The sequence below is a fragment of the Bradyrhizobium iriomotense genome, from assembly GCF_018129405.1.
Classification (GTDB): Bacteria; Pseudomonadota; Alphaproteobacteria; order Rhizobiales; family Xanthobacteraceae; genus Bradyrhizobium; species Bradyrhizobium iriomotense_B.
In genome coordinates this window covers 269,373-287,629 of record NZ_JAFCLP010000004.1, presented here as the reverse complement: position 1 = coordinate 287,629, position 18,257 = coordinate 269,373, and the positions used below count along the sequence as shown (strand labels likewise).

Below are 18,257 nucleotides of genomic sequence, written 5' to 3'. Positions count from 1 at the left end.
CCACTATTTTGCCGCCGATACCAACAGCCCAATCGCTCGTCGAAGTGAGTGAGCGAACATGAAGATGGGGCGTGTTGTAATGGGGCAGGTGGTCGCACCGAAATCGTTGCGTTCGGTCGCAGTATTCAATCCGGTGGATGAAAAGTCTTCGGGGATTTCCGGCAAGAAGGTCTCGGCGGTCGCGAGCCTGATCGCGGCGGCGTCGGTCTCGAGCGGCGCAGAGGCGCAGCAGTCGAACCTGCCGCCGGTGACGGTCGATGCTCCGGTGCAGCGGCCGCGTCCGACGGCCTCGAAGCCGACACCTGATCAGGTCCGCGCGCGCAACGCGCTTCGCCGCGCCGCGCAGCGGCAGCAGGCGGCGCAGAAGCAGGCCGCTCCCGCGGCACCGGCCGGTGAGGTGGACCGGAATCCCTATTCCGATCCGGCGGCGCCCTACAAGGTCGACCACGTCCAGGCTTCGGGCAAGTTTCCCGAGAAGATGCTGAACACGCCGAAGACCATCACGGTGCTCAGCAAGGAGGTGCTCGAGGACAAGAACGCCACGACGCTGAAGGAGATCGGGCGCTCGACTGCTGGCGTGACGCTGGGCTCGGGCGAGGGCGGCAACGCGTTCGGCGACCGCTTCTTCATCCGCGGCTTCGACGCGCGCAACGACGTCTTCATCGACGGCATTCGCGATCCCGCGGTCTCCATCCGTGAGAACTTCTTCACCGAGCAGATCGAGATTCTGCGCGGCCCGGCGTCGTCCTATGCTGGCCGCGGCACCGCCGGCGGCGCCATCAACATCGTCACCAAGCAGGCCGGCGACGTCAATTTCAAGCGCATGGATACCGAGTTCGGTACCGACATGACCAAGCGCGTCACGCTCGACGTCAACCAGGTCATCGACCCGACCTTCTCGGTGCGCACGGGCGGCCTGTTCCAGGACGCCAACGTCGCCGGGCGCAACTACGTGACCGACAATCGCTGGGGCAGCTTCATCTCGACCAAGTACACCCCGACCAACGACATCAAGATCACGACGAACTACGTCCACACCGATCTCAGCGGCTATCCCGATTTCGGCGTGCCTTATTACAAGCAGGGCAACGTGCCGGTGACGTCGGCGGGCATTCCCCGCGGCAACTGGTACGGCTTCCTCAACCGCGACTTCCAGACCGCGCGACAGGATTTCGGCACCGGCACGATCGAGTACAAGGTCAACGAAGCCATCACGCTGACCAGCAAGGTGCGCGGCGAGCACTCGCTCTTGAACTATATCGGCACGCTGCCGCAGAACCCGGTGACGACCAACGCCAATCCGCTGCTCTGGACCACGACGGCGAGCGCGCAGAGCCGCTACCAGAACGTGGATGTGTGGGCCAACCAGAACGAGGCCACGTTCAAGCTCGACACCGGCGGGGTCAAGCACACCGCGGTGTTCGGCGTGGAATATTCGAACGAGAACATCTCGATCGACCGTTATGCCGGCCTCGCATCAGAACTGTCCGGCTCCGCTTTCACCAGCACTGGCGCCGTGACGGGGGTCAATCTCTACTCGCCCCAGTACACCAACATTCCCTTCGGCATTCCCTCGCTGGTCGGAAACCCCACGCGCTACGGTGTCAACACCAGCAGCGTGTATGTCATGGATACCGCGAACTGGCAGGACACGATCATCGTGAACGGCGGCGTGCGCTACGACGGCTACAGCCAGAGCGCGTCGAACAATTCGAACTATGTGAAGCAGAATGCTGATCTGGTGAACTACAATGTCGGTCTGGTCTACAAGCCGATGTCGATCGGCAGCGTCTATGCGGCTTACGCGACCTCGGCCAATCCGTTCGGCTCGGAGCTGGACGCGACCGGCACCGACTACGGCGGCGTTCCCGCCAACTCGACCATCTTGCTCGGGCCCGAGCGGAACAAGGCGATCGAGCTTGGCACCAAATGGGAGCTCGCCGATCGCCACCTGCTGGTGACCGGTGCGCTGTTCCAAACCACCAAGGACAACGCGCGCGAGACCGTCAACGGCCTGCTGACGTCGGGCGCTGCCTACAGGATCCAGGGCATCGACATCGAAGCCGAGGGTAAGATCACCGACCGCTGGAGCATCTTTGGCGGCCTGGTGCTGATGCAGTCCAAGGTCACGCAGAGCGGCGTCGCCTCGAATCTCGGCCTGCAGCTCGCCAACATTGCCCACCAGTCGTTCAGCATGCTGACCAAGTACAAGTTCGACGACGGCTGGGAGCTCGGCGGCCAGGCGGTGTATCGCTCCAAGGTCTATGGCGGCACCTTCGCGGCCAATACCAACGAGCTGCCGAGCTATTGGCGTTTCGATGCGTTCGTCGAAAAGAAGATCGACCAGAACTGGACCATGAAGTTCTACGCGCAGAACCTGACCAACAAGCTCTATTACGACTCGTTCTATCGCAGCAACGTACCGTTCGTGGCGGTCGCACCGGGCCGGGCCTTCTACATCGTGACGACGGCGAAGTTCTGATCATGTTGACGTGCCTGCCTGGCATCCTGAGCAAAGATGATGTGGCGGATTTCCGCCGCATCATGGACGCCAGCGCGTGGGAAGACGGCCGCTCCACCGCGGGTGCGCAGTCGGCCATGGTCAAGCGCAACGAGCAATTGCCGCCGGACAGCGAGGTTGCGCGCAAGCTCGGCAACCGCATCATCTCGGCGCTGACGTCGAACCCGCGCTTCATCGCGGCGGCAATCCCGCTCCAGATCTTTCCGCCGCTGTTCAACCGCTATGCGGCCGATAGCGGCCACCATTTCGGCCTGCATGTCGACAATGCGATCCGTGGTGACCGTCTGACCGGCCTTCGCATCCGCACAGACCTGTCGGTGACGCTGTTCCTGGCCGAGCCGGAGGAATACGACGGTGGCGAACTTGTGATCGAGGACACCTACGGTTCGCACGAAGTCAAGTTGCCAGCCGGCGACTGCGTGCTCTATCCCTCGACCAGCCTCCACCTCGTCACGCCGGTGAGGAGGGGAACGCGGGTTGCGTCTTTCTTCTGGCTCCAGAGCATGATACGGGACGATCAAGCCCGGAGCATGATCTTTGACCTCGACACCGCGATACAGGCGCTGGTGGAACGGCTCGGGCGTGACGATCCCGAAACGGTCAAATTGACGGGTATCTATCACAATCTCATTCGCTACTGGGCCGAAGTATGAAGACCATGACCTTCCAAGCCAGCCTAGCCGCAGCCGTCCTTCTGGCGGCCGCCTGGCTCGCATCGCCTGTTTCTGCCCAGACACAGACCCAGCCGGCCGCGCCGGCACCGGCCCAGTCGAAGGGTCAGCCGGCCGCGGCCGCTCCGGCGGCGGCGCCATCGGCAACCGCGCCCGCGCCCGTTACCGCCCCCGTAACGGCGGCGCCTGCGGCTCCCTCGGCCGCCGCAGCCCCTACGGCCGCCGCACCGACGGCTGCGAAGTCCGAGGCTGTGTCGACTGCCCCGGCGATGAAGGAATTGTCGCCCTGGGTGATGTTCATGTCGGCGGACGTCATCGTGAAGGCGGTGATGATCGGGCTCGCCTTTGCATCGCTGATGACCTGGACGGTTCTGATCGCGAAGTCGATCGAGCTGTCGGTCGCCTCGGCCAAGCTTCGTTCGGCGCTGAAGAAGGTCGCGGAGGCGCGCTCGCTCGCCGAGGCGCAGATGGCGCTCGGCGCCAAGGAGGGCATTCTGCCGTCGTTCCTGGCGGCGGCGCTGCGCGAGGCGCGGATGTCGGCCGGCCTGTCCAGCGATGCCGGCATCAAGGAGCGCGCAGCCTCGAGCTTCCAGGAGATCGTGCGCGCGGAGGCGCGGCGCATCCGCATCGGCATGGGCGTGCTCGCCACCATCGGTTCCACGTCCCCCTTCGTCGGCCTGTTCGGCACGGTCTGGGGCATCATGAACAGCTTCATCGGCATCTCGAAGTCGCAGACGACGAACCTCGCCGTGGTCGCGCCCGGCATCGCCGAGGCGCTGCTCGCCACCGCGATCGGCCTCGTCGCCGCCATTCCTGCCGTCATCATCTACAATCACTTCTCGCGCGTGACGAAGGGCTATCTCGAGCTGGTCAGCCGTGCCTCGGGCGCGGCGGCCCGGCTGCTCTCGCGCGATCTCGACCGTAGCCACGGCAGCGTGCATTCGCGCGCAGCGGAGTGAACCATGGCCGTCTCGCTCACAGACAATGATGACGACGACGATTTCTCGGAAACGCATGACATCAACGTCACGCCGTTCATCGACGTCATCCTGGTGCTGCTGATCATCTTCATGGTCGCAGCGCCGCTCTCCACGGTCGATCTGCCGATCGACCTGCCGACCTCGAGCGCGACGCCGCAGAAGAAGCCGGACAAGCCGACCTATCTCAGCATCAAGCGCGATCTGGCGCTGGCGATCGGAGAGGATTCCGTCCCCCGGGCCGATTTGATCGCCACGCTCGATTCAATGTCCGACATGAGCAAGGACAAGTACCTGTTCCTGCGCGCCGACCGCTCCGTGCCCTATGGCGAGTTGATGGGCGTCATGGAGCTGTTGCGCTCCGGCGGCTACACGCGGGTGAAGCTGGTTGCGCTGGAAGGTCCGGCCGGGCAGGCGGGACCGGCAGCGGCGCAGCCATAGGGATTGCCATGTCCGACGTCGAGCACGAACCCAGATCATCCCGGAAGCTGTGGATCCTGGCCGCCATCGCGGCGGTCGCGCTCCATCTGGGTGGGGCCGCGCTCGCGCTCGCAAACCTGCAGGCCGATGATGGCGACGAGGGACTCGGCGCTGCGGGAGCGGAGTTCGCGGTCGAGATGACGTCGCCGCCTGCGCGGGAGACCGACATGCCGCCCGGGCCTACGGACTCCGACGAGCAGGAAGAGCGCCCGGCGCTGCCTGAGCAAAAGGCCGAGGTCAAGGAGACGGATCTGCCGCAGGACCGGCCGCAACAGGTCGAGGAGGCCGACCGGATCGTTACCGAAAACAAGCCGAAGAAGGAGCAGGACGACGATCCGAAGCTGGCCGCGGTCGAAACGCCGGCCATGGAAGCGTCGCAGAAGTCAGTCGCCATGGAGCGGCAAACCTTCGAGGACGCCACCCGCGAGGCCGAGAAGGCGATGGCGCCCGTACTCGGCATCGGCAAGGACCTCCTGAAGCTGACGGCCGACTGGAACCGGAAGATCAGCGCGCATCTTTCGGCGCACAAGGTCAATCCGGAGGGCAAGGAGCCCAACAATCAGACCGTAAAAGTGAGCTTTGCGCTCAACCGAAGGGGGAACGTGCTGTCGGTTGACGTCCTGGAGTCATCCGGTGATGCGGCTTACGATGCGGCTGCGATCGCCATGGTTCACAAATCCGATCCTTTTCCGACACCTCCGGCGGGGTTAACCGAGGACCGCTTCGAACGCATGGTCCCGATCACCTTCAAGCCGGCGGACGAGAAGAAAAAGAAGAAGTCGGCCCAGGCTCAGCGCCAGTAATACCGGATCCCGACATAGACCACGACGAGGCAGGCGAAGATCAGCGCCACCGGCAACGGCCGTTTCTGGGTTCCGGCGGCCGTGCCAGCCCCGAAAAAGCTGGTCGTCTTCGGCTTCGGTGCCGGGCGTCGGAAAGCGGTAACATTGTCCGCCGCCGGCGCGGCCTGGCGCGGGCGGACATCGGGCGGAGTTCCGCCGCCGCCCATTTCTGCGTAGTAGGCCTTGTAGATCGCGACGATGGTGGCTTCGCTGGCCTCGCCCTCGCTCATCTGGGCCAGCAGGTTCTTGTAGCTGCTGAGGAACTCCTGGGCCTCCGGAGGCAGCGCGGACGCCCCGTTGAGCTTGGCCATCATCTTCCAGGTGGCAAAATCGGCGCGGGCACGGGTGTCCGCGCGTCGCGCGATCAGCATATCGGCAGCTTTGACCAAGTCGGCCTCTGGCCCTTCGGCGTGTATTCGGAGTGGTCTGTTCAACTACGCATTGCCGGTCAGGAAGAGAACAGCCTGAATCACATAACCGGTCAACGTTCGCAGTATTGCTGAAATAACATCAAGATTTAGACCGAACTGCGAGCCCGCGAGCGGCAGCAGGATCAACAGGCCGATCAGGATCAGCATACCGAACGGCTCGAGCCGGGCCAGTGGCAAGGCGAGTGGCCGCGGCAGCAGCCCGACCGCGACGCGGCCGCCGTCGAGCGGCGGGATCGGCATCATGTTGAACACCGCCAGGATCGCGTTGATGACCAGCGCATTTTTGAGATTGTCGAAGATCCACTGCGCCGACCCCGCCGGTGCCAAGGGCAGGGCGTGGAGGGCGAGAGCCGCCGCCAGCGCCAGCAGGATATTGGTCGCGGGCCCGGCCAGTGCCACCCAGACCATGTCGAGCCTGGGGTTGTTGAGCTTGCGGAAATTCACCGGCACCGGCTTGGCATAGCCGAACAGGAATGGCGAATGCGCAAACAGCAGCATCGCCGGCAGGACCAGGGTGCCGAAGGGATCGATGTGCTTGATAGGATTGAAGCTGACGCGTCCGAGCTGCGAGGCCGTGTTGTCCCCGAGACGGTGCGCGACGAAGGCGTGCGCGGCTTCGTGGAAGGTGATGGCCAGCACCAGCGGCAGCACCCAGACGGAAATGTCATAGAAGGAAATGTTCACCAGCTCATCCGTCCGTTCTGTCTGCGCGTTTCGCAAAGCAGGCCGTATAGGGCCACAAGCCTTCGCGATCTACCGTTATATGGCGCCCAATTCCGAAATTGCCCGTTGCAAATGATCCGCCAGAAGGGAGCCTGCGGTCGACAGGTCGCGTGCGCGGTGGAGGCGGATCTCCGCCGCCGGCAACGGCGGCATGCCGTCACGATCGGACAGCGCGCGGAGGCTCGGTGGCAAGGTCCCGGCCTTCACCACTGTCACTGCGAGACCTTGAGCGGCGATCGTCTCGACCGCTGCGAGCGTCCGGCTGACATAGGCGAGACGCCAGGGCAGGCCCGCGGTGTCGAGCGCCTCCGCAGCCCATTGGCGAAACAGGCAGCCGCGCGGATAGAGCGCCACGGGAAGGGGACGCTGCGCCGCGACCCGATAGGACGAGGCGGCGGCCCAGACCGCCTGCTCGCGCCTCAATAGCTCGCCGTCGCCGCATCCTTGCGGATGCATGGCGATGACGAGATCGTAGGCATCGCCGAGCCGCGCCGGCATCGTCGCCGTCAGTCCCGTCTCGATCTCGACCCGGACCAGTGGATAGTGTTTGGCGAAGCTCGCCAGCAGGGGCGGAATGATGATGGTGCCGTAATCGTCCATCACGCCGAGGCGCACCACGGCGTCGGCCTTGCGTGCGCGGAGCGCCCCGACCGCCTCCGCGTTGAGCGCGAGAATGCGCCGCGCATAGGCGCGCAACTCTTGGCCCGTCGCGGTCGGCACGACGCCTGCCCTGGTGCGCTGAAACAGCTTGGTGCCCAGTCGCTCCTCCAGCCGCCTGATCTGGACGCTCACCGCCGATTGCGTGCGGTTGAGCACATGGGCCGCGCGCGTGAACGAACGATGCTCGTCGACCGCGAGAAAGGCCTTCAGCAGATCGGGATCGAGAACAGGTGCGGTCATGACGAAAACTTATCCTGGCATGACGGAAATTCCATTCCCTGTTTCGGCGCGCCTCCTATGCTGCTTTCAAGGCATCAACGGGAGGAAGCGTGGGCGAGATTTTTGGCGTTCTGGCCGCGGTGCTGTCGAGCGCGCTGGGTGGGACTTCGATCGGCGCGACGCGCTATCTCGTCGGCAGCATCGATCCGCTGGCGATCGGCTCATTCCGGTTCGGCATCGGTTTTCTCCTGTTGTTGCCCCTGACGCTGCTGCGCGGCGATCGCTGGCCGGAGCGAGGGGACTGGGTTGCGGCAATCGGGCTCGGCATCCTGTTCTTCGCGCTGTTCCCGATCCTGTTCAATGCGTCGCTGATCTTCACGACCGCAGCGCGTGGTGCGCTCGCCCTGTCGACGCTTCCTCTGTTGTCGCTCGTGATCGGCGCCGCTCTCGGCGCCGAAGCCCTGACCTGGCGCAAGTCGATCGGTGTCGTGATCGCGACGTCCGGCGTTGCGGTCGCGCTGCTCTCCGACCTTGCCTCGGCGCCGTCAGGCGCCTGGCGCGGCGATCTCCTGATGATGGCGGCCGCGCTATGCATGGCGCTCTACGGCATCTGGTCGAAGCCGATGATCCGGCGCTCCGGCCCGATCGCCTTCACGACCATGAGCATGGCGGCCGGCGCCATCTGCCTCATCCTGCTTTCCCATGTGCGCGGCAGCTTTGCACCGGTCACCGGCTTCGGCACGCCGCAATGGCTGGCGGCTTTCTATCTCGGTGCTTTCGGCGCGGCGCTGACGTTCTATCTCTGGGCCTTCGCGCTGGAGCGGACGACGCCGACGCGGGTCGCGATCTCGGTGACGGTCAATCCGATCACGGCCTCGCTGATCGGGGCCTGGCTGCTGAACGAACCGCTGCGCTGGAATCTGGCGGCCGGCATCGTCGCGGTGTTTGCCGGGATCTGGACCGCAACGACGACGGGCCGGCGTGTTGAAGCCGCCGGCGCCTCAGGCTGATCGCCACCTCACGTCGGGATCGTCGTCTGATACTGCGTCAGACCGTCATCGAGCTTCAGCCACGCCAGCTTTTCCGAAACCCAGATGTGCTCGGTCGGCGCGAAGGCGTTGCGATCGTCGAAAGTCGTGAGCGAAACGCCCGCCAGCGTGCCGTTGCGCCGCCAGGCGAACAGCCGCGTGCCGCACCGTTTGCAGAACACGCGGTCGATGTTCTCGGACGACGCGTAGCGGGCGGTCTCGCCCTCGACGGTCAGGGCGCGCTGATCGAACTGCGCGCGGGCAAAATAGGGCGATCCCATCGCCTTCTGGCAGATGCGGCAATGGCAGATGCGGACGTTGAGCGGCTCGCCCTCCGCCTTGAACCGCACCGCGCCGCACAGGCATCCACCTTCCCGGATCATGGCCGCCTCAATAGGTTGCGCGCCCGCCCGAAATGTCGAACACCGCGCCGGTCGAGAACGCGCAGTCTTCGGATGCGAGCCAGCTCACCATCGCGGCGAGCTCTTCCACCAGCACGAAGCGCGCCTTCGGGATCTTCGACAGCATGAAGTCGATATGCTGCTGCGTCATCTGGTCGAAGATCGCGGTCTTGGCAGCCGCCGGCGTCACCGCGTTCACGAGAATGTCGTGCGCGGCGAGCTCCTTGCCGAGCGACTTCGTCAGCGCGATCAGGCCGGCCTTGGACGCCGAATAGTGCGCCGCGTTCGGATTGCCCTCTTTGCCTGCGATCGAGGCGATGTTCACGATCCGCCCGTATTTCTGCTTGAGCATTTCGGGCACGATCGCCTTACTGACGATGAAGGGGCCGTCGAGGTTGATGCGCAGCACCTTGCGCCATTCCTCCAGATCGGTCTCCCAGACCGGCTTGTTGACGCCGGCGATGCCGGCATTGTTGACGAGGATGTCGATCTTGCCGAAGGCGGCAAGCGTTGCATCGCGCGCCTGCTCGACGGCTGCGGTATCGGTGACGTCGACCTTAAAGACTTTGGTCTCGCCGCCGATTTCCTTGGCGGTCTTCTCGGCCAGCGCGGCGTCGAAATCCCAGATCGCGACCTTGGCGCCGGAGGCAACGAAGCGCTCGGTGATGGCGCGGCCAAAGCCCTGCGCGCCGCCGGTGACGATGGCGACGCGGCCGTTGAGGTCGATCTTGTTCATGCCGGGGCCCTCTGGCGTCAGAGCATGTAGCCGCCGTCGACGACGAGGTCGACACCGGTGGTGAAGGCGCTCTCGTCGCTGCCGAGATACACCGCCATGGATGCGATCTCCTCGGCGGTGCCGAGCCGGCCCATCTTCTGGCGGGAGATGAACATCTCCTTGCCCTGGGGCCCTTGCGCGGCCGCGCGGTCGAGCATCGAGGGCGTCTCGACGGTGCCGGGGCAGATCGAGTTGCAGCGGACGCCCTTGGTGATGAAGTCGAGCGCGACCGCGCGCGACAGCAGCGACACCGCTGCCTTCGACGAGCTGTAAACGTAGCGGTTCGCCGGCGGCCTCAAGGCCGCGCAGGACGAGATGTTGACGATGCTGCCGCCGCCGCCCGCAATCATGTCGGGCAGGAAGGCCTTGATGGTCCGGTGCATCGACTTGACGTTGAGGTCGAAGGAGAAATCAAAGTCCTCTTCCGAGCATTCCAGGATGGTGCCGTGGTGCACGAAGCCGGCCGCATTGAGCAGGATGTCGATCTTGCCGACGCGCTTGGCAAAGGCGTTGACGTCGGCGGTGTTGCGGACGTCGAGCTTTGCGACCTCGGCGATGCCTTCCTTGGTCAGGCCCGCGATGCCGGATTCGTTGATGTCGGTGGCGATGACGGTAGCGCCTTCACGCGCGAATGCGATGGCGCAAGCGCGCCCGATGCCTGCTGCCGCAGCCGTGACGACGGCGCGCTTTCCCTTGAGGCGGTCTGCCATGTTGTTGTTCTCCTCACCTTGAATTTGATTGCCAATGCCGTAGCCCGGATGAGCGCGCAAGCGCGACATCCGGGAACGGGATGTCCCGGGTGTCGCTTCGCTCACCCGGGCTACGTGTGCCCAGTTCAGTGATTATCCCGCGCCACACCAAAGGTGCCGGCGACGTTCTGGTAGCGCGTGGCGAGCTCCATGCAGGCGCCGGTCGATTGCTGGCCGACGGTGTTGCGATAGATCTCCTGCCACGGCGTCTGGTTCGGCGGATGCTTGAAGCCGCCGCTGGCCTTGAGCTCGGCGTGGCGCTTCTTCAGCTCCTCGTCCGAGATCAGGATGTTGGCGCTGCCCTTGTTGAGGTCGATGCGCACCTTGTCGCCGGTCTCGAGGATCGCAAGCCCGCCATTGGCGGCGGCTTCCGGCGAGGCGTTCAGGATCGACGGCGAGCCCGAGGTGCCGGACTGACGGCCGTCGCCGATGCAGGGCAGGGACAGGATGCCGCGTTTGATCAGCGCTGCCGGCGGCTGCATGTTCACGACCTCGGCGCCACCAGGGTAGCCGATCGGCCCGGTGCCGCGGATGAACAGCACGCAGCGCTCGTCGATGTCGAGTGCGGGATCGTCGATCCGCTCGTGGTAGTCCTCCGGGCCCTCGAACACGATGGCGCGGCCCTCGAAGGCGTTGAGGTCCTTCGGGTTGCTGAGATAGCGGTCGCGGAATTCCTTTGAGATCACGCTGGTCTTCATGATCGCGGAATCGAACAGATTGCCCTTCAGCACCAGGAAGCCGGCATCCTTCACCAGCGGCTTGTCGTAGGCCCAGATCACGTCGTTGTCGGGCTTGGGCGCATCCTTGCAGTTCTCGCCGATGCCGCGTCCGTTGACCGTGATCGCATCCTCATGGATGCGCTTGTGCTTCATCAATTCGCGCACCACGGCCGGCACGCCGCCGGCGCGGTGGAATTCCTCGCCGAGATAGAAGCCGGCCGGCTGCATGTTGACCAGCAGCGGCACGTCGTGGCCGACCTTCTGCCAGTCGTCGATCGACAGCTCGACGCCGATGTGGCGGGCCAGCGCGTTGATGTGGATCGGCGCGTTGGTCGAGCCGCCGATCGCGGAGTTGATCACGATGCAGTTCTCGAACGCCTTGCGGGTCAGGATGTCCGAGGGCTTGAGATCTTCCCAGACCATCTCGACGATGCGTTTTCCCGTCTCGTAGGCGATCTGCCCGCGCTCGCGATAGGGGGCTGGGATCGCCGCGCAGCCCGGCAGCGAGAAGCCGAGCGCTTCGGCGAGCCCGTTCATGGTCGAGGCCGTGCCCATGGTGTTGCAATGGCCGACCGAGGGCGCCGAGGAGGCCACGATCTCCATGAACTCCTCATAGTCGATCTCGCCGGCGGCGAGCCTCTCGCGCGACTTCCAGACGATGGTGCCGGAGCCGGTGCGTTCGCCGTCGTGCCAGCCGTTCAGCATCGGGCCGCCCGACAGCACGATCGCGGGCAGGTTCACGGTCGCCGCCGCCATCATGCAGGCGGGCGTCGTCTTGTCGCAGCCGGTGGTCAGCACCACGCCGTCGAGCGGATAGCCGTAGAGGATCTCGACCAGGCCGAGATAAGCGAGGTTGCGGTCGAGCGCCGCAGTCGGGCGCTTGCCGGTCTCCTGAATGGGGTGGGTCGGAAATTCCATCGCAATGCCGCCGGCCTCGCGGATGCCTTCGCGGACGCGGTGGGCGAGCTCGATATGGTGGCGGTTGCAGGGGGAGAGGTCGTTGCCGGTCTGGGCGATGCCGATGATGGGCTTGCCGGACTGCAGCTCGGCCCGGGTCAGGCCGTAGTTCAGGTAGCGCTCCATGTACAGCGCGGTCATGCCCGGATTGTGCGGGTTGTTGAACCAGTCCTGCGAGCGAAGGTGGCGGCGGGCGCCGTTACCGGGCGCGTGCCCATTGGTTGGCTTTTTTGTCATTGGTTTCTCCTGCAATGCAAACGCACTGGCGTCGGTCACCGGCGTAAATTTTGGGCTGTCGGCTTGTGCGATGCCCAACGGCGTGAGCAATGGTCTGCCTGCCCGTTGGCGGGTCGTTTCCTCACAAGTGCGATACTAGTCATGGCTGCTTGGTAACGCTACCATTTTGTTCGGTGCGGCGCCGGCTGATAAGGCGGGCCTGTTGTCCGACTGGCGCGACGACGAGCTTTGCCGCTCGATCACCTTGAAGCCGAGGTCGAGCACCGGCTGCTCCGGGCGCCGTCCCTCGATCGCCTCGATCAGCATGGCGGCGGCCGTCTTGCCCATCTCGTAGCGGTTGGTGCGGACGCTGGTGAGGGTGGGAACGGCGGAGGCCATGAACTCGAGGTCGTTGAAGCCGACGATCGCGATCTGCTCGGGGACGCCGATCTCGCGGCGGCGGCATTCGAACAGCACGCCGAGCGCAAGGTCGTCATTGGCGCAGAACACCGCGTCGAGGTCGGGCTCGCGCGCCAGGAGATCGGTGAACAGGGCACCGCCGAGCGTCACCGAGGTCGGCGTCGCCGTCGTCACGACGTGGCGCTGCTCGAACAGGCCGGCGTCCTTCATGGCAGAGACATATCCATCCAGCCGCCGCTGCACCCTGGGATCCATCCGCGCGCCGACGAAGCCGATCCTGCGGTGACCTTGCGCGAACAGGTGGGCAACCGCCGCGCGTGCTGCATCATAGTGGGAAAAGCCGATCATCATGTCGACCGGATTGGGCCCGATCTCCATGATCTGCACGATCGGGCAGTCGGCCGCCTCCAGCATCGCGCGCGATTCCGCGGTCTGGTCGATGCCGGTGACGATCAGCCCGGCCGGCTTCTGCGCCAGAAACAGGCGCAGCAGCTTCTCCTCCTGGAGGATACTGTAGCGTGTGTTGGACAACTGGATCGAGTAACGGCTGCCTTCGGACGCGTCGTAGATGCCGCGCAACACGTCGGAGAACACGTTGTTGGTGAGTGACGGAATCAAGACACCGATCACCTCGGTGCGCTGCGAGGCGAGGGCGCGTGCCGCAAGGTTCGGCACATAGCCGAGCTCCTTGGCGGCGCTTTCGACCCGCGTCCGCTTGGCCACCGACAGCGCCTCGGGATTGCGGAAGAAGCGGGACGCTGTAATCGGGCTCACGCCGGCAAGCTCGGCGACTTCCGCCAGCCGGATTTTGCCTGACTTGGTGCGTTTTCGACCCATTTGTTGCTCTTAACACAGTCATTGCCGCAAACAAAGGAACGTTGACAGCGCTACCAGCAACGACTAACCAAAGACAAATTGCCAAAGCCGCGCAAACTGCCGACAATGTCGCCTGCTAAGGGTGGGCTTCGTTCGGCGAAGTTCAGAAAAACAAGACGGTGGCGGCGCCAGGGTTGCGCTGCCTGAGTCGGAGGAGGGAGCTAGATGTCGTCTGTGCAAATCCGCGACGTGCGGAAATCGTTCGGCAATTTTGAAGTCCTGCACGGCGTCACGATTCCGATCGAGGACGGCCAGTTCGTCGTTCTGGTTGGCCCCTCCGGCTGCGGCAAGTCGACGCTTCTGCGCATGCTCGCAGGCCTCGAGAACATCACCTCCGGCACGATCTCGATCGGCGACCGCGTCGTCAACAATGTCCAGCCCAAGGAGCGGGACATTGCGATGGTATTCCAGAACTACGCGCTCTATCCGCACATGACGGTGGCCGACAACATGGGCTTTTCGCTCAAGCTGCGGAATGCCGGCTCGGACGAGATCAACAAGCGCGTCAAGCGCGCCGCCGAGATCCTCGCGCTGTCGCCGCTGCTCGATCGCTATCCGCGCCAGCTCTCCGGCGGTCAGCGCCAGCGCGTCGCCATGGGCCGCGCCATCGTGCGCGATCCCCAGGTCTTCCTGTTCGACGAGCCGCTGTCGAACCTCGATGCCAAGCTGCGCGTTGCCATGCGCACCGAGATCAAGGAGCTGCACCAGCGGCTGAAGACGACCACCGTCTACGTCACCCACGACCAGATCGAGGCCATGACCATGGCCGACAAGATCGTCGTCATGCATGACGGCATCGTCGAGCAGATGGGTACGCCGCTCGAACTCTACGACAAGCCGGAGAACCAGTTCGTTGCCGGCTTCATCGGCTCCCCCGCCATGAACTTCCTCAAGGGTCATGTGCGCGTCAACGGCGTTGCGACCTTCGAGGGACCGAACGGCGTCAAGCTGCCGCTCAAGACGGCGCCGGCGGCCTCCGACGGCCGTCCCGCGGTCTATGGCGTGCGGCCAGAGCATTTCACCATCGCCGATGACGGCGCCGAGGCCGAGATCATCGTGGTCGAGCCGACCGGCTCGGAGACGCAGGTGTTCGCCAAGCTCGGCGGCGAGCAGGTCGTCGCCGTCTTCCGCGAGCGTCACCAGTTCAATCCGGGCGACAAGGTGCGGCTGAAGCCCGACCCGTCGCTGGTCCATCTGTTCGACGATGCGACGGGCAAGCGCATGAACGCCTAGCGCGTAAGACGACAAGGCATAAGACAACAAAAAGCATCACAGGGAGGACAACATGCAAGACTTTACCCGCCGGACTCTGCTTCAAGGCGGAACGGCTCTGGCTGCGACCGGCATGCTGACGGGGCCGGCTCTGTTCGACTTCGCCAGGGCCTGGGCACAGAGCTCGCCCTGGAAGGCCGAGCCCGGCGCCAAGCTGACCGTGATGCGGTGGAAGCGCTTCGTGCCGGCGGAAGACGATGCGTTCAACGCGATGGTGGCGGCATTCAAGTCGGCGACAGGCGTCGAAATGAACGTGTTTAGCGAGTCTTTCGAGGACGTGCAGCCGAAAGCATCCGTTGCAGCCAACACGGGCTCCGGCCTCGACGTCGCCTGGGGCCTGCATACGCTGCCGCAGCTGTTCCCGACCAAAGTCCTGAAAATGAACGATGTCGCCGACTACCTCGGCAAGAAGTATGGCGGCTGGACGGACGCTGCAGCAAAGACCTGCAAGCTTGGCGATGACTGGCTGGGCATCCCCGTCGCGACCAACGGCGGCTACATGACCTACCGGAAGTCGGCGACCGACAAGGCGGGCTTCAAGGAGTTTCCGAAGGACTTCCCGAGCTTCCTCGAGATGTGCAAGGCGCTCAAAGCGAACAACACGCCGGCTGGCTACGCGCTCGGACACGCCAGCGGCGATGCCAACGCCTGGCTACATTGGATACTGTGGGGGCACGGCGCCTACACGGTCGACCAGAACGACAAGATCATCATCAATTCGCCCGAGACCGCGAAGGCGCTGGAGTATTGCAAAGCGCTTTACGAAACCTTCATCCCGGGCACCCCGTCCTGGAACGACTCCTCCAACAACAAGGCGTACTTGGCCGGTGAGCTCTATTGTACCCTCAACGGCATTTCGATTTATGTCGCCGCCAAAACTGACCCCACCAAGAAGGAACTCGCGGAAGACACCTATCACGCGCTGCACCCGGTCGGGCCGGTCGGCAAGCCGAGCGAGTTGCAGCTGGCGTTTCCGATTCTCGCCTTCAACTTCACGAAATATCCGAATGCGGCAAAGGCCTTCGTCGCTTTCATGCTCGAGAAGGAGAATTACGAGAAGTGGCTGGACGGCGCGCAGGGTTATCTGACCCAGACGCTCAATGCCTATGAGTCGGCGCCCGTCTGGACCGCGGATCCCAAGAACACCGTGTTCTCGCTGGCCTCCAAGCGCACGCTGCCGGCCTCCGGCATCGGCACGGTCGGCGAGAAGGCGGCCACCGCGATCGCCGACTTCATCGTCGTCGACATGTTCGCCAATTATTGCACCGGCTCAAAGGATGCAAAGGGCGCGATGGCGGAAGCCGAACGGCAATTGAAGCGCATCTATCGCTGACGGTCACGGGGCGGGCGGCCACCCGGCCGCCCGCTCGTCAACATTTCGTTCAAGGATATCGGGCATGGCTGATGTCGCAATTCCCCGGGCCAAGCCTCAGATGAGCGAGGCTAGCGCCTGGACCCAGCTCAAACACAATCGCAACTGGCTCGGCTTCTGGTTCATGGTGCCGGCCATGGCGTTCCTGATCTTCTTCCTGGCCTATCCGCTGGGGCTCGGCATCTGGCTGTCCTTCACCGACACCCGTATCGGCAGGGTCGGGCACTTCGTCGCCACCGAGAACTATGAGTGGCTGTGGGACGATTCCATCTTCTGGCTGTCGGTGTTCAACACGCTCCTGTACACCTTCGTCGCCAGCGCTCTCAAATTCGCGATCGGGCTCTATCTCGCACTGCTGCTGAACGAGAACATGCCGTTCAAGGCGATGTTGCGCGCGATGGTCCTGATCCCCTTCATCGTGCCGACGGTGCTCTCGGCGTTGGCGTTCTGGTGGATCTTCGACTCGCAATTCTCCATCATCTCCTGGTCGCTGAAGCACCTCGGCTTAATCAACCAGAACATCAACTTCCTCGGCGACACGACCTGGGCACGCATCTGCGTGATCTTCGCCAATATCTGGCGCGGCGTGCCGTTCGTGGCGATCACGCTGCTCGCAGGCCTGCAGACGGTGTCGCCGTCGCTCTATGAGGCGGCAACGCTCGACGGCGCCACGCGCTGGCAGAATTTCCGGTACATCACCTATCCGCTGCTGACGCCGATCATCGCCGTCGTGATGACCTTCTCGGTGCTGTTCACCTTCACCGACTTCCAGCTGATCTGGGCCATGACCCGCGGCGGCCCGGTCAACGCCACCCATCTGATGGCGACCCTGTCGTACCAGCGCGCGATCATCGCCGGGCAGCTGGGCGAAGGCGCTGCGATCTCCAGTGCGATGATCCCGTTCCTGCTTGCCGCGATCATGGTCTCATGGTTCGGATTGCAGCGCCGGAAATGGCAGCAGGGAGAGAGCAATGACTGACCTGCCCACCAGATCCATCGATCTGAAGAATGTGCTGTCGGGCTCGTCGCCTACGGCCGATCACAGCGAAGGCATGAGCTATCTGCAGTCGGTGCCGCGCCGGATCGTGACGCTGTATCTGCCGCTCGCAATCATCGTCGTCATCCTGCTGTTCCCGTTCTACTGGATGGCGCTGACGTCGGTGAAGCCGGACGAACAGCTGCTCGATCTCGACAGGTACAATCCGTTCTGGACCTGGAGTCCGACGTTCAAGCACTTCCACAAGCTGCTGTTCGAGAGCTACTACCCGCACTGGCTCTGGAACACGATGTACGTGGCCGTCTGTGCAACGGTGCTTTCGATCTTCGCGAGCGTGCTGGCCGCCTATGCCATCGTCCGGTTGCGCTACAAGGGGGCTCATCTCGTCGGCGGGCTGATCTTCCTCGCCTATCTGGTGCCGCCGTCGATCCTGTTCATTCCGCTCGCCACCGTCGTGTTCCAGTACGGCCTGTTCGATTCGCCGCTGGCGCTGATCCTGACCTATCCGACCATCCTGATCCCATTCTCGACCTGGCTGTTGATGGGCTATTTCAAGACCATCCCGTTCGAGCTCGAGGAATGCGCCCTGATCGACGGGGCGAGCCGCTGGCAGATCCTGATCAAGATCGTGCTGCCGCTCGCGATCCCCGGCCTGATCTCGGCCTTCATCTTCTGCTTCACCCTGTGCTGGAACGAGTTCATCTACGCCCTGACCTTCCTGCAATCGACCAGCAACAAGACGGTGCCGGTGGCGATCGTCAACGAGTTCGTGGACGGCGACATCTACCGCTGGGGCTCGCTGATGGCGGGGGCGCTGGCCGGCTCGCTGCCGCTCGTCATCCTTTACGCCTTCTTCGTGGAGCATTATGTGTCGGCGATGACCGGCGCCGTGAAGGAATGATCGCGGGGCTTGCCTGAGGGCGCGCCAGGAGCGGCGCGTTCCGGCCAATA

At 64.1% G+C, this 18,257-nt stretch carries 18 protein-coding genes; 10 read left to right on the top strand and 8 right to left on the bottom strand.

The annotated features are described in order from the left end of the window. The first annotated feature begins 79 nt into the window (after nucleotides 1–79). The 5 genes from JQ592_RS12820 to JQ592_RS12800 are packed head-to-tail and all read left to right on the top strand — an operon-like array spanning nucleotide 80 to nucleotide 5,452. A complete protein-coding gene (locus JQ592_RS12820) occupies nucleotides 80–2,482 on the top strand; it encodes a TonB-dependent receptor (protein WP_211403348.1) in 2,403 nt (800 codons plus the stop codon). 2 nt (nucleotides 2,483–2,484) lie between these two features. After that, nucleotides 2,485–3,174 (top strand): Fe2+-dependent dioxygenase, encoded by a 690-nt coding sequence (locus JQ592_RS12815; protein ID WP_211403211.1) that lies wholly within the window; start codon nucleotides 2,485–2,487, stop codon nucleotides 3,172–3,174. Continuing rightward, a complete protein-coding gene (gene exbB, locus JQ592_RS12810; protein WP_211403210.1) occupies nucleotides 3,171–4,151 on the top strand; it encodes a tonB-system energizer ExbB in 981 nt (326 codons plus the stop codon). The genes JQ592_RS12815 and exbB overlap by 4 nt, the downstream gene beginning before the upstream one ends. Nucleotides 4,152–4,154: 3 nt before the next feature. Next, nucleotides 4,155–4,610, top strand: coding sequence for a TonB system transport protein ExbD (exbD, locus tag JQ592_RS12805; RefSeq protein ID WP_211403209.1), 456 nt, complete (start codon nucleotides 4,155–4,157; stop codon nucleotides 4,608–4,610). Between the two features lie 8 nt (nucleotides 4,611–4,618). Beyond that, on the top strand, nucleotides 4,619–5,452 hold the full coding sequence (locus JQ592_RS12800) for an energy transducer TonB family protein (protein ID WP_211403208.1): 834 nt from the start codon (nucleotides 4,619–4,621) through the stop codon (nucleotides 5,450–5,452). Here JQ592_RS12800 and JQ592_RS12795 read toward each other — a convergent pair. From JQ592_RS12795 to JQ592_RS12785, 3 genes are all read right to left on the bottom strand, one after another. Next, entirely contained in the window at nucleotides 5,440–5,862 is a 423-nt protein-coding gene (locus JQ592_RS12795) for a hypothetical protein (protein ID WP_211403347.1), read from the bottom strand. The two genes, JQ592_RS12800 and JQ592_RS12795, sit on opposite strands and share 13 nt — an antisense overlap. A 63-nt stretch (nucleotides 5,863–5,925) precedes the next feature. Then, entirely contained in the window at nucleotides 5,926–6,606 is a 681-nt protein-coding gene (locus JQ592_RS12790) for a site-2 protease family protein (RefSeq protein ID WP_211403346.1), read from the bottom strand. Nucleotides 6,607–6,681: 75 nt separating this feature from the next. After that, complete coding sequence (locus JQ592_RS12785) at nucleotides 6,682–7,545, bottom strand: LysR family transcriptional regulator (protein WP_211403207.1); 864 nt, start codon at nucleotides 7,543–7,545, stop codon at nucleotides 6,682–6,684. Between the two features lie 89 nt (nucleotides 7,546–7,634). On the opposite strand from JQ592_RS12785, the gene JQ592_RS12780 reads away from it, so the two are divergent. Beyond that, nucleotides 7,635–8,534, top strand: coding sequence for a DMT family transporter (locus JQ592_RS12780; RefSeq protein ID WP_211403206.1), 900 nt, complete (start codon nucleotides 7,635–7,637; stop codon nucleotides 8,532–8,534). Nucleotides 8,535–8,542: 8 nt separating this feature from the next. Here the strand turns inward: JQ592_RS12780 and JQ592_RS12775 are convergent, their stop codons facing one another. The 5 genes from JQ592_RS12775 to JQ592_RS12755 all read right to left on the bottom strand — a co-directional run bounded on the left by JQ592_RS12775 (nucleotide 8,543) and on the right by JQ592_RS12755 (nucleotide 13,626). Next, entirely contained in the window at nucleotides 8,543–8,935 is a 393-nt protein-coding gene (locus JQ592_RS12775; RefSeq protein WP_211403205.1) for a GFA family protein, read from the bottom strand. A 7-nt stretch (nucleotides 8,936–8,942) separates the two neighbouring features. Next, a complete protein-coding gene (locus JQ592_RS12770) occupies nucleotides 8,943–9,689 on the bottom strand; it encodes an SDR family NAD(P)-dependent oxidoreductase (protein ID WP_211403204.1) in 747 nt (248 codons plus the stop codon). A gap of 17 nt (nucleotides 9,690–9,706) precedes the next feature. Beyond that, nucleotides 9,707–10,438, bottom strand: coding sequence for an SDR family oxidoreductase (locus JQ592_RS12765; RefSeq protein ID WP_211403203.1), 732 nt, complete (start codon nucleotides 10,436–10,438; stop codon nucleotides 9,707–9,709). A gap of 125 nt (nucleotides 10,439–10,563) precedes the next feature. After that, nucleotides 10,564–12,390 carry an IlvD/Edd family dehydratase gene (locus JQ592_RS12760; RefSeq protein WP_211403202.1) on the bottom strand — a complete coding sequence of 609 codons (1,827 nt, stop codon included), beginning with the start codon at nucleotides 12,388–12,390 and terminating at the stop codon, nucleotides 10,564–10,566. A gap of 135 nt (nucleotides 12,391–12,525) precedes the next feature. Beyond that, on the bottom strand, nucleotides 12,526–13,626 hold the full coding sequence (locus JQ592_RS12755; RefSeq protein ID WP_211403201.1) for a LacI family DNA-binding transcriptional regulator: 1,101 nt from the start codon (nucleotides 13,624–13,626) through the stop codon (nucleotides 12,526–12,528). A 204-nt stretch (nucleotides 13,627–13,830) separates the two neighbouring features. Here JQ592_RS12755 and JQ592_RS12750 point away from each other — a divergent pair, with 204 nt between their 5' ends. The 4 genes from JQ592_RS12750 to JQ592_RS12735 all read left to right on the top strand — a co-directional run bounded on the left by JQ592_RS12750 (nucleotide 13,831) and on the right by JQ592_RS12735 (nucleotide 18,207). After that, nucleotides 13,831–14,898 (top strand): ABC transporter ATP-binding protein, encoded by a 1,068-nt coding sequence (locus JQ592_RS12750; RefSeq protein ID WP_018645714.1) that lies wholly within the window; start codon nucleotides 13,831–13,833, stop codon nucleotides 14,896–14,898. A gap of 52 nt (nucleotides 14,899–14,950) precedes the next feature. Beyond that, a complete protein-coding gene (locus JQ592_RS12745; protein ID WP_211403200.1) occupies nucleotides 14,951–16,270 on the top strand; it encodes an ABC transporter substrate-binding protein in 1,320 nt (439 codons plus the stop codon). Between the two features lie 100 nt (nucleotides 16,271–16,370). Further along, the gene (locus JQ592_RS12740) at nucleotides 16,371–17,288 is read left to right on the top strand and encodes a carbohydrate ABC transporter permease (RefSeq protein ID WP_409334104.1); all 918 of its coding nucleotides are present in this window, start codon (nucleotides 16,371–16,373) and stop codon (nucleotides 17,286–17,288) included. A 73-nt stretch (nucleotides 17,289–17,361) separates the two neighbouring features. Next, nucleotides 17,362–18,207 (top strand): carbohydrate ABC transporter permease, encoded by an 846-nt coding sequence (locus JQ592_RS12735; protein ID WP_433996417.1) that lies wholly within the window; start codon nucleotides 17,362–17,364, stop codon nucleotides 18,205–18,207. Nucleotides 18,208–18,257 lie beyond the last annotated feature (50 nt).

Excerpts from the sequence above, each read along its gene's own strand:
- JQ592_RS12820 (WP_211403348.1), top strand. The coding sequence starts at position 80 with ATGGGGCAGGTGGTCGCACCGAAATCGTTGCGTTCGGTCGCAGTATTC.
- JQ592_RS12815 (WP_211403211.1), top strand. The coding sequence starts at position 2,485 with ATGTTGACGTGCCTGCCTGGCATCCTGAGCAAAGATGATGTGGCGGAT.
- exbB (WP_211403210.1), top strand. The coding sequence starts at position 3,171 with ATGAAGACCATGACCTTCCAAGCCAGCCTAGCCGCAGCCGTCCTTCTG.
- exbD (WP_211403209.1), top strand. The coding sequence starts at position 4,155 with ATGGCCGTCTCGCTCACAGACAATGATGACGACGACGATTTCTCGGAA.
- JQ592_RS12800 (WP_211403208.1), top strand. The coding sequence starts at position 4,619 with ATGTCCGACGTCGAGCACGAACCCAGATCATCCCGGAAGCTGTGGATC.
- JQ592_RS12795 (WP_211403347.1), bottom strand. The coding sequence starts at position 5,862 with ATGCTGATCGCGCGACGCGCGGACACCCGTGCCCGCGCCGATTTTGCC.
- JQ592_RS12785 (WP_211403207.1), bottom strand. The coding sequence starts at position 7,545 with ATGACCGCACCTGTTCTCGATCCCGATCTGCTGAAGGCCTTTCTCGCG.
- JQ592_RS12775 (WP_211403205.1), bottom strand. The coding sequence starts at position 8,935 with ATGATCCGGGAAGGTGGATGCCTGTGCGGCGCGGTGCGGTTCAAGGCG.
- JQ592_RS12770 (WP_211403204.1), bottom strand. The coding sequence starts at position 9,689 with ATGAACAAGATCGACCTCAACGGCCGCGTCGCCATCGTCACCGGCGGC.
- JQ592_RS12765 (WP_211403203.1), bottom strand. The coding sequence starts at position 10,438 with ATGGCAGACCGCCTCAAGGGAAAGCGCGCCGTCGTCACGGCTGCGGCA.
- JQ592_RS12760 (WP_211403202.1), bottom strand. The coding sequence starts at position 12,390 with ATGACAAAAAAGCCAACCAATGGGCACGCGCCCGGTAACGGCGCCCGC.
- JQ592_RS12755 (WP_211403201.1), bottom strand. The coding sequence starts at position 13,626 with ATGGGTCGAAAACGCACCAAGTCAGGCAAAATCCGGCTGGCGGAAGTC.
- JQ592_RS12750 (WP_018645714.1), top strand. The coding sequence starts at position 13,831 with ATGTCGTCTGTGCAAATCCGCGACGTGCGGAAATCGTTCGGCAATTTT.
- JQ592_RS12745 (WP_211403200.1), top strand. The coding sequence starts at position 14,951 with ATGCAAGACTTTACCCGCCGGACTCTGCTTCAAGGCGGAACGGCTCTG.
- JQ592_RS12740 (WP_409334104.1), top strand. The coding sequence starts at position 16,371 with ATGAGCGAGGCTAGCGCCTGGACCCAGCTCAAACACAATCGCAACTGG.
- JQ592_RS12735 (WP_433996417.1), top strand. The coding sequence starts at position 17,362 with ATGAGCTATCTGCAGTCGGTGCCGCGCCGGATCGTGACGCTGTATCTG.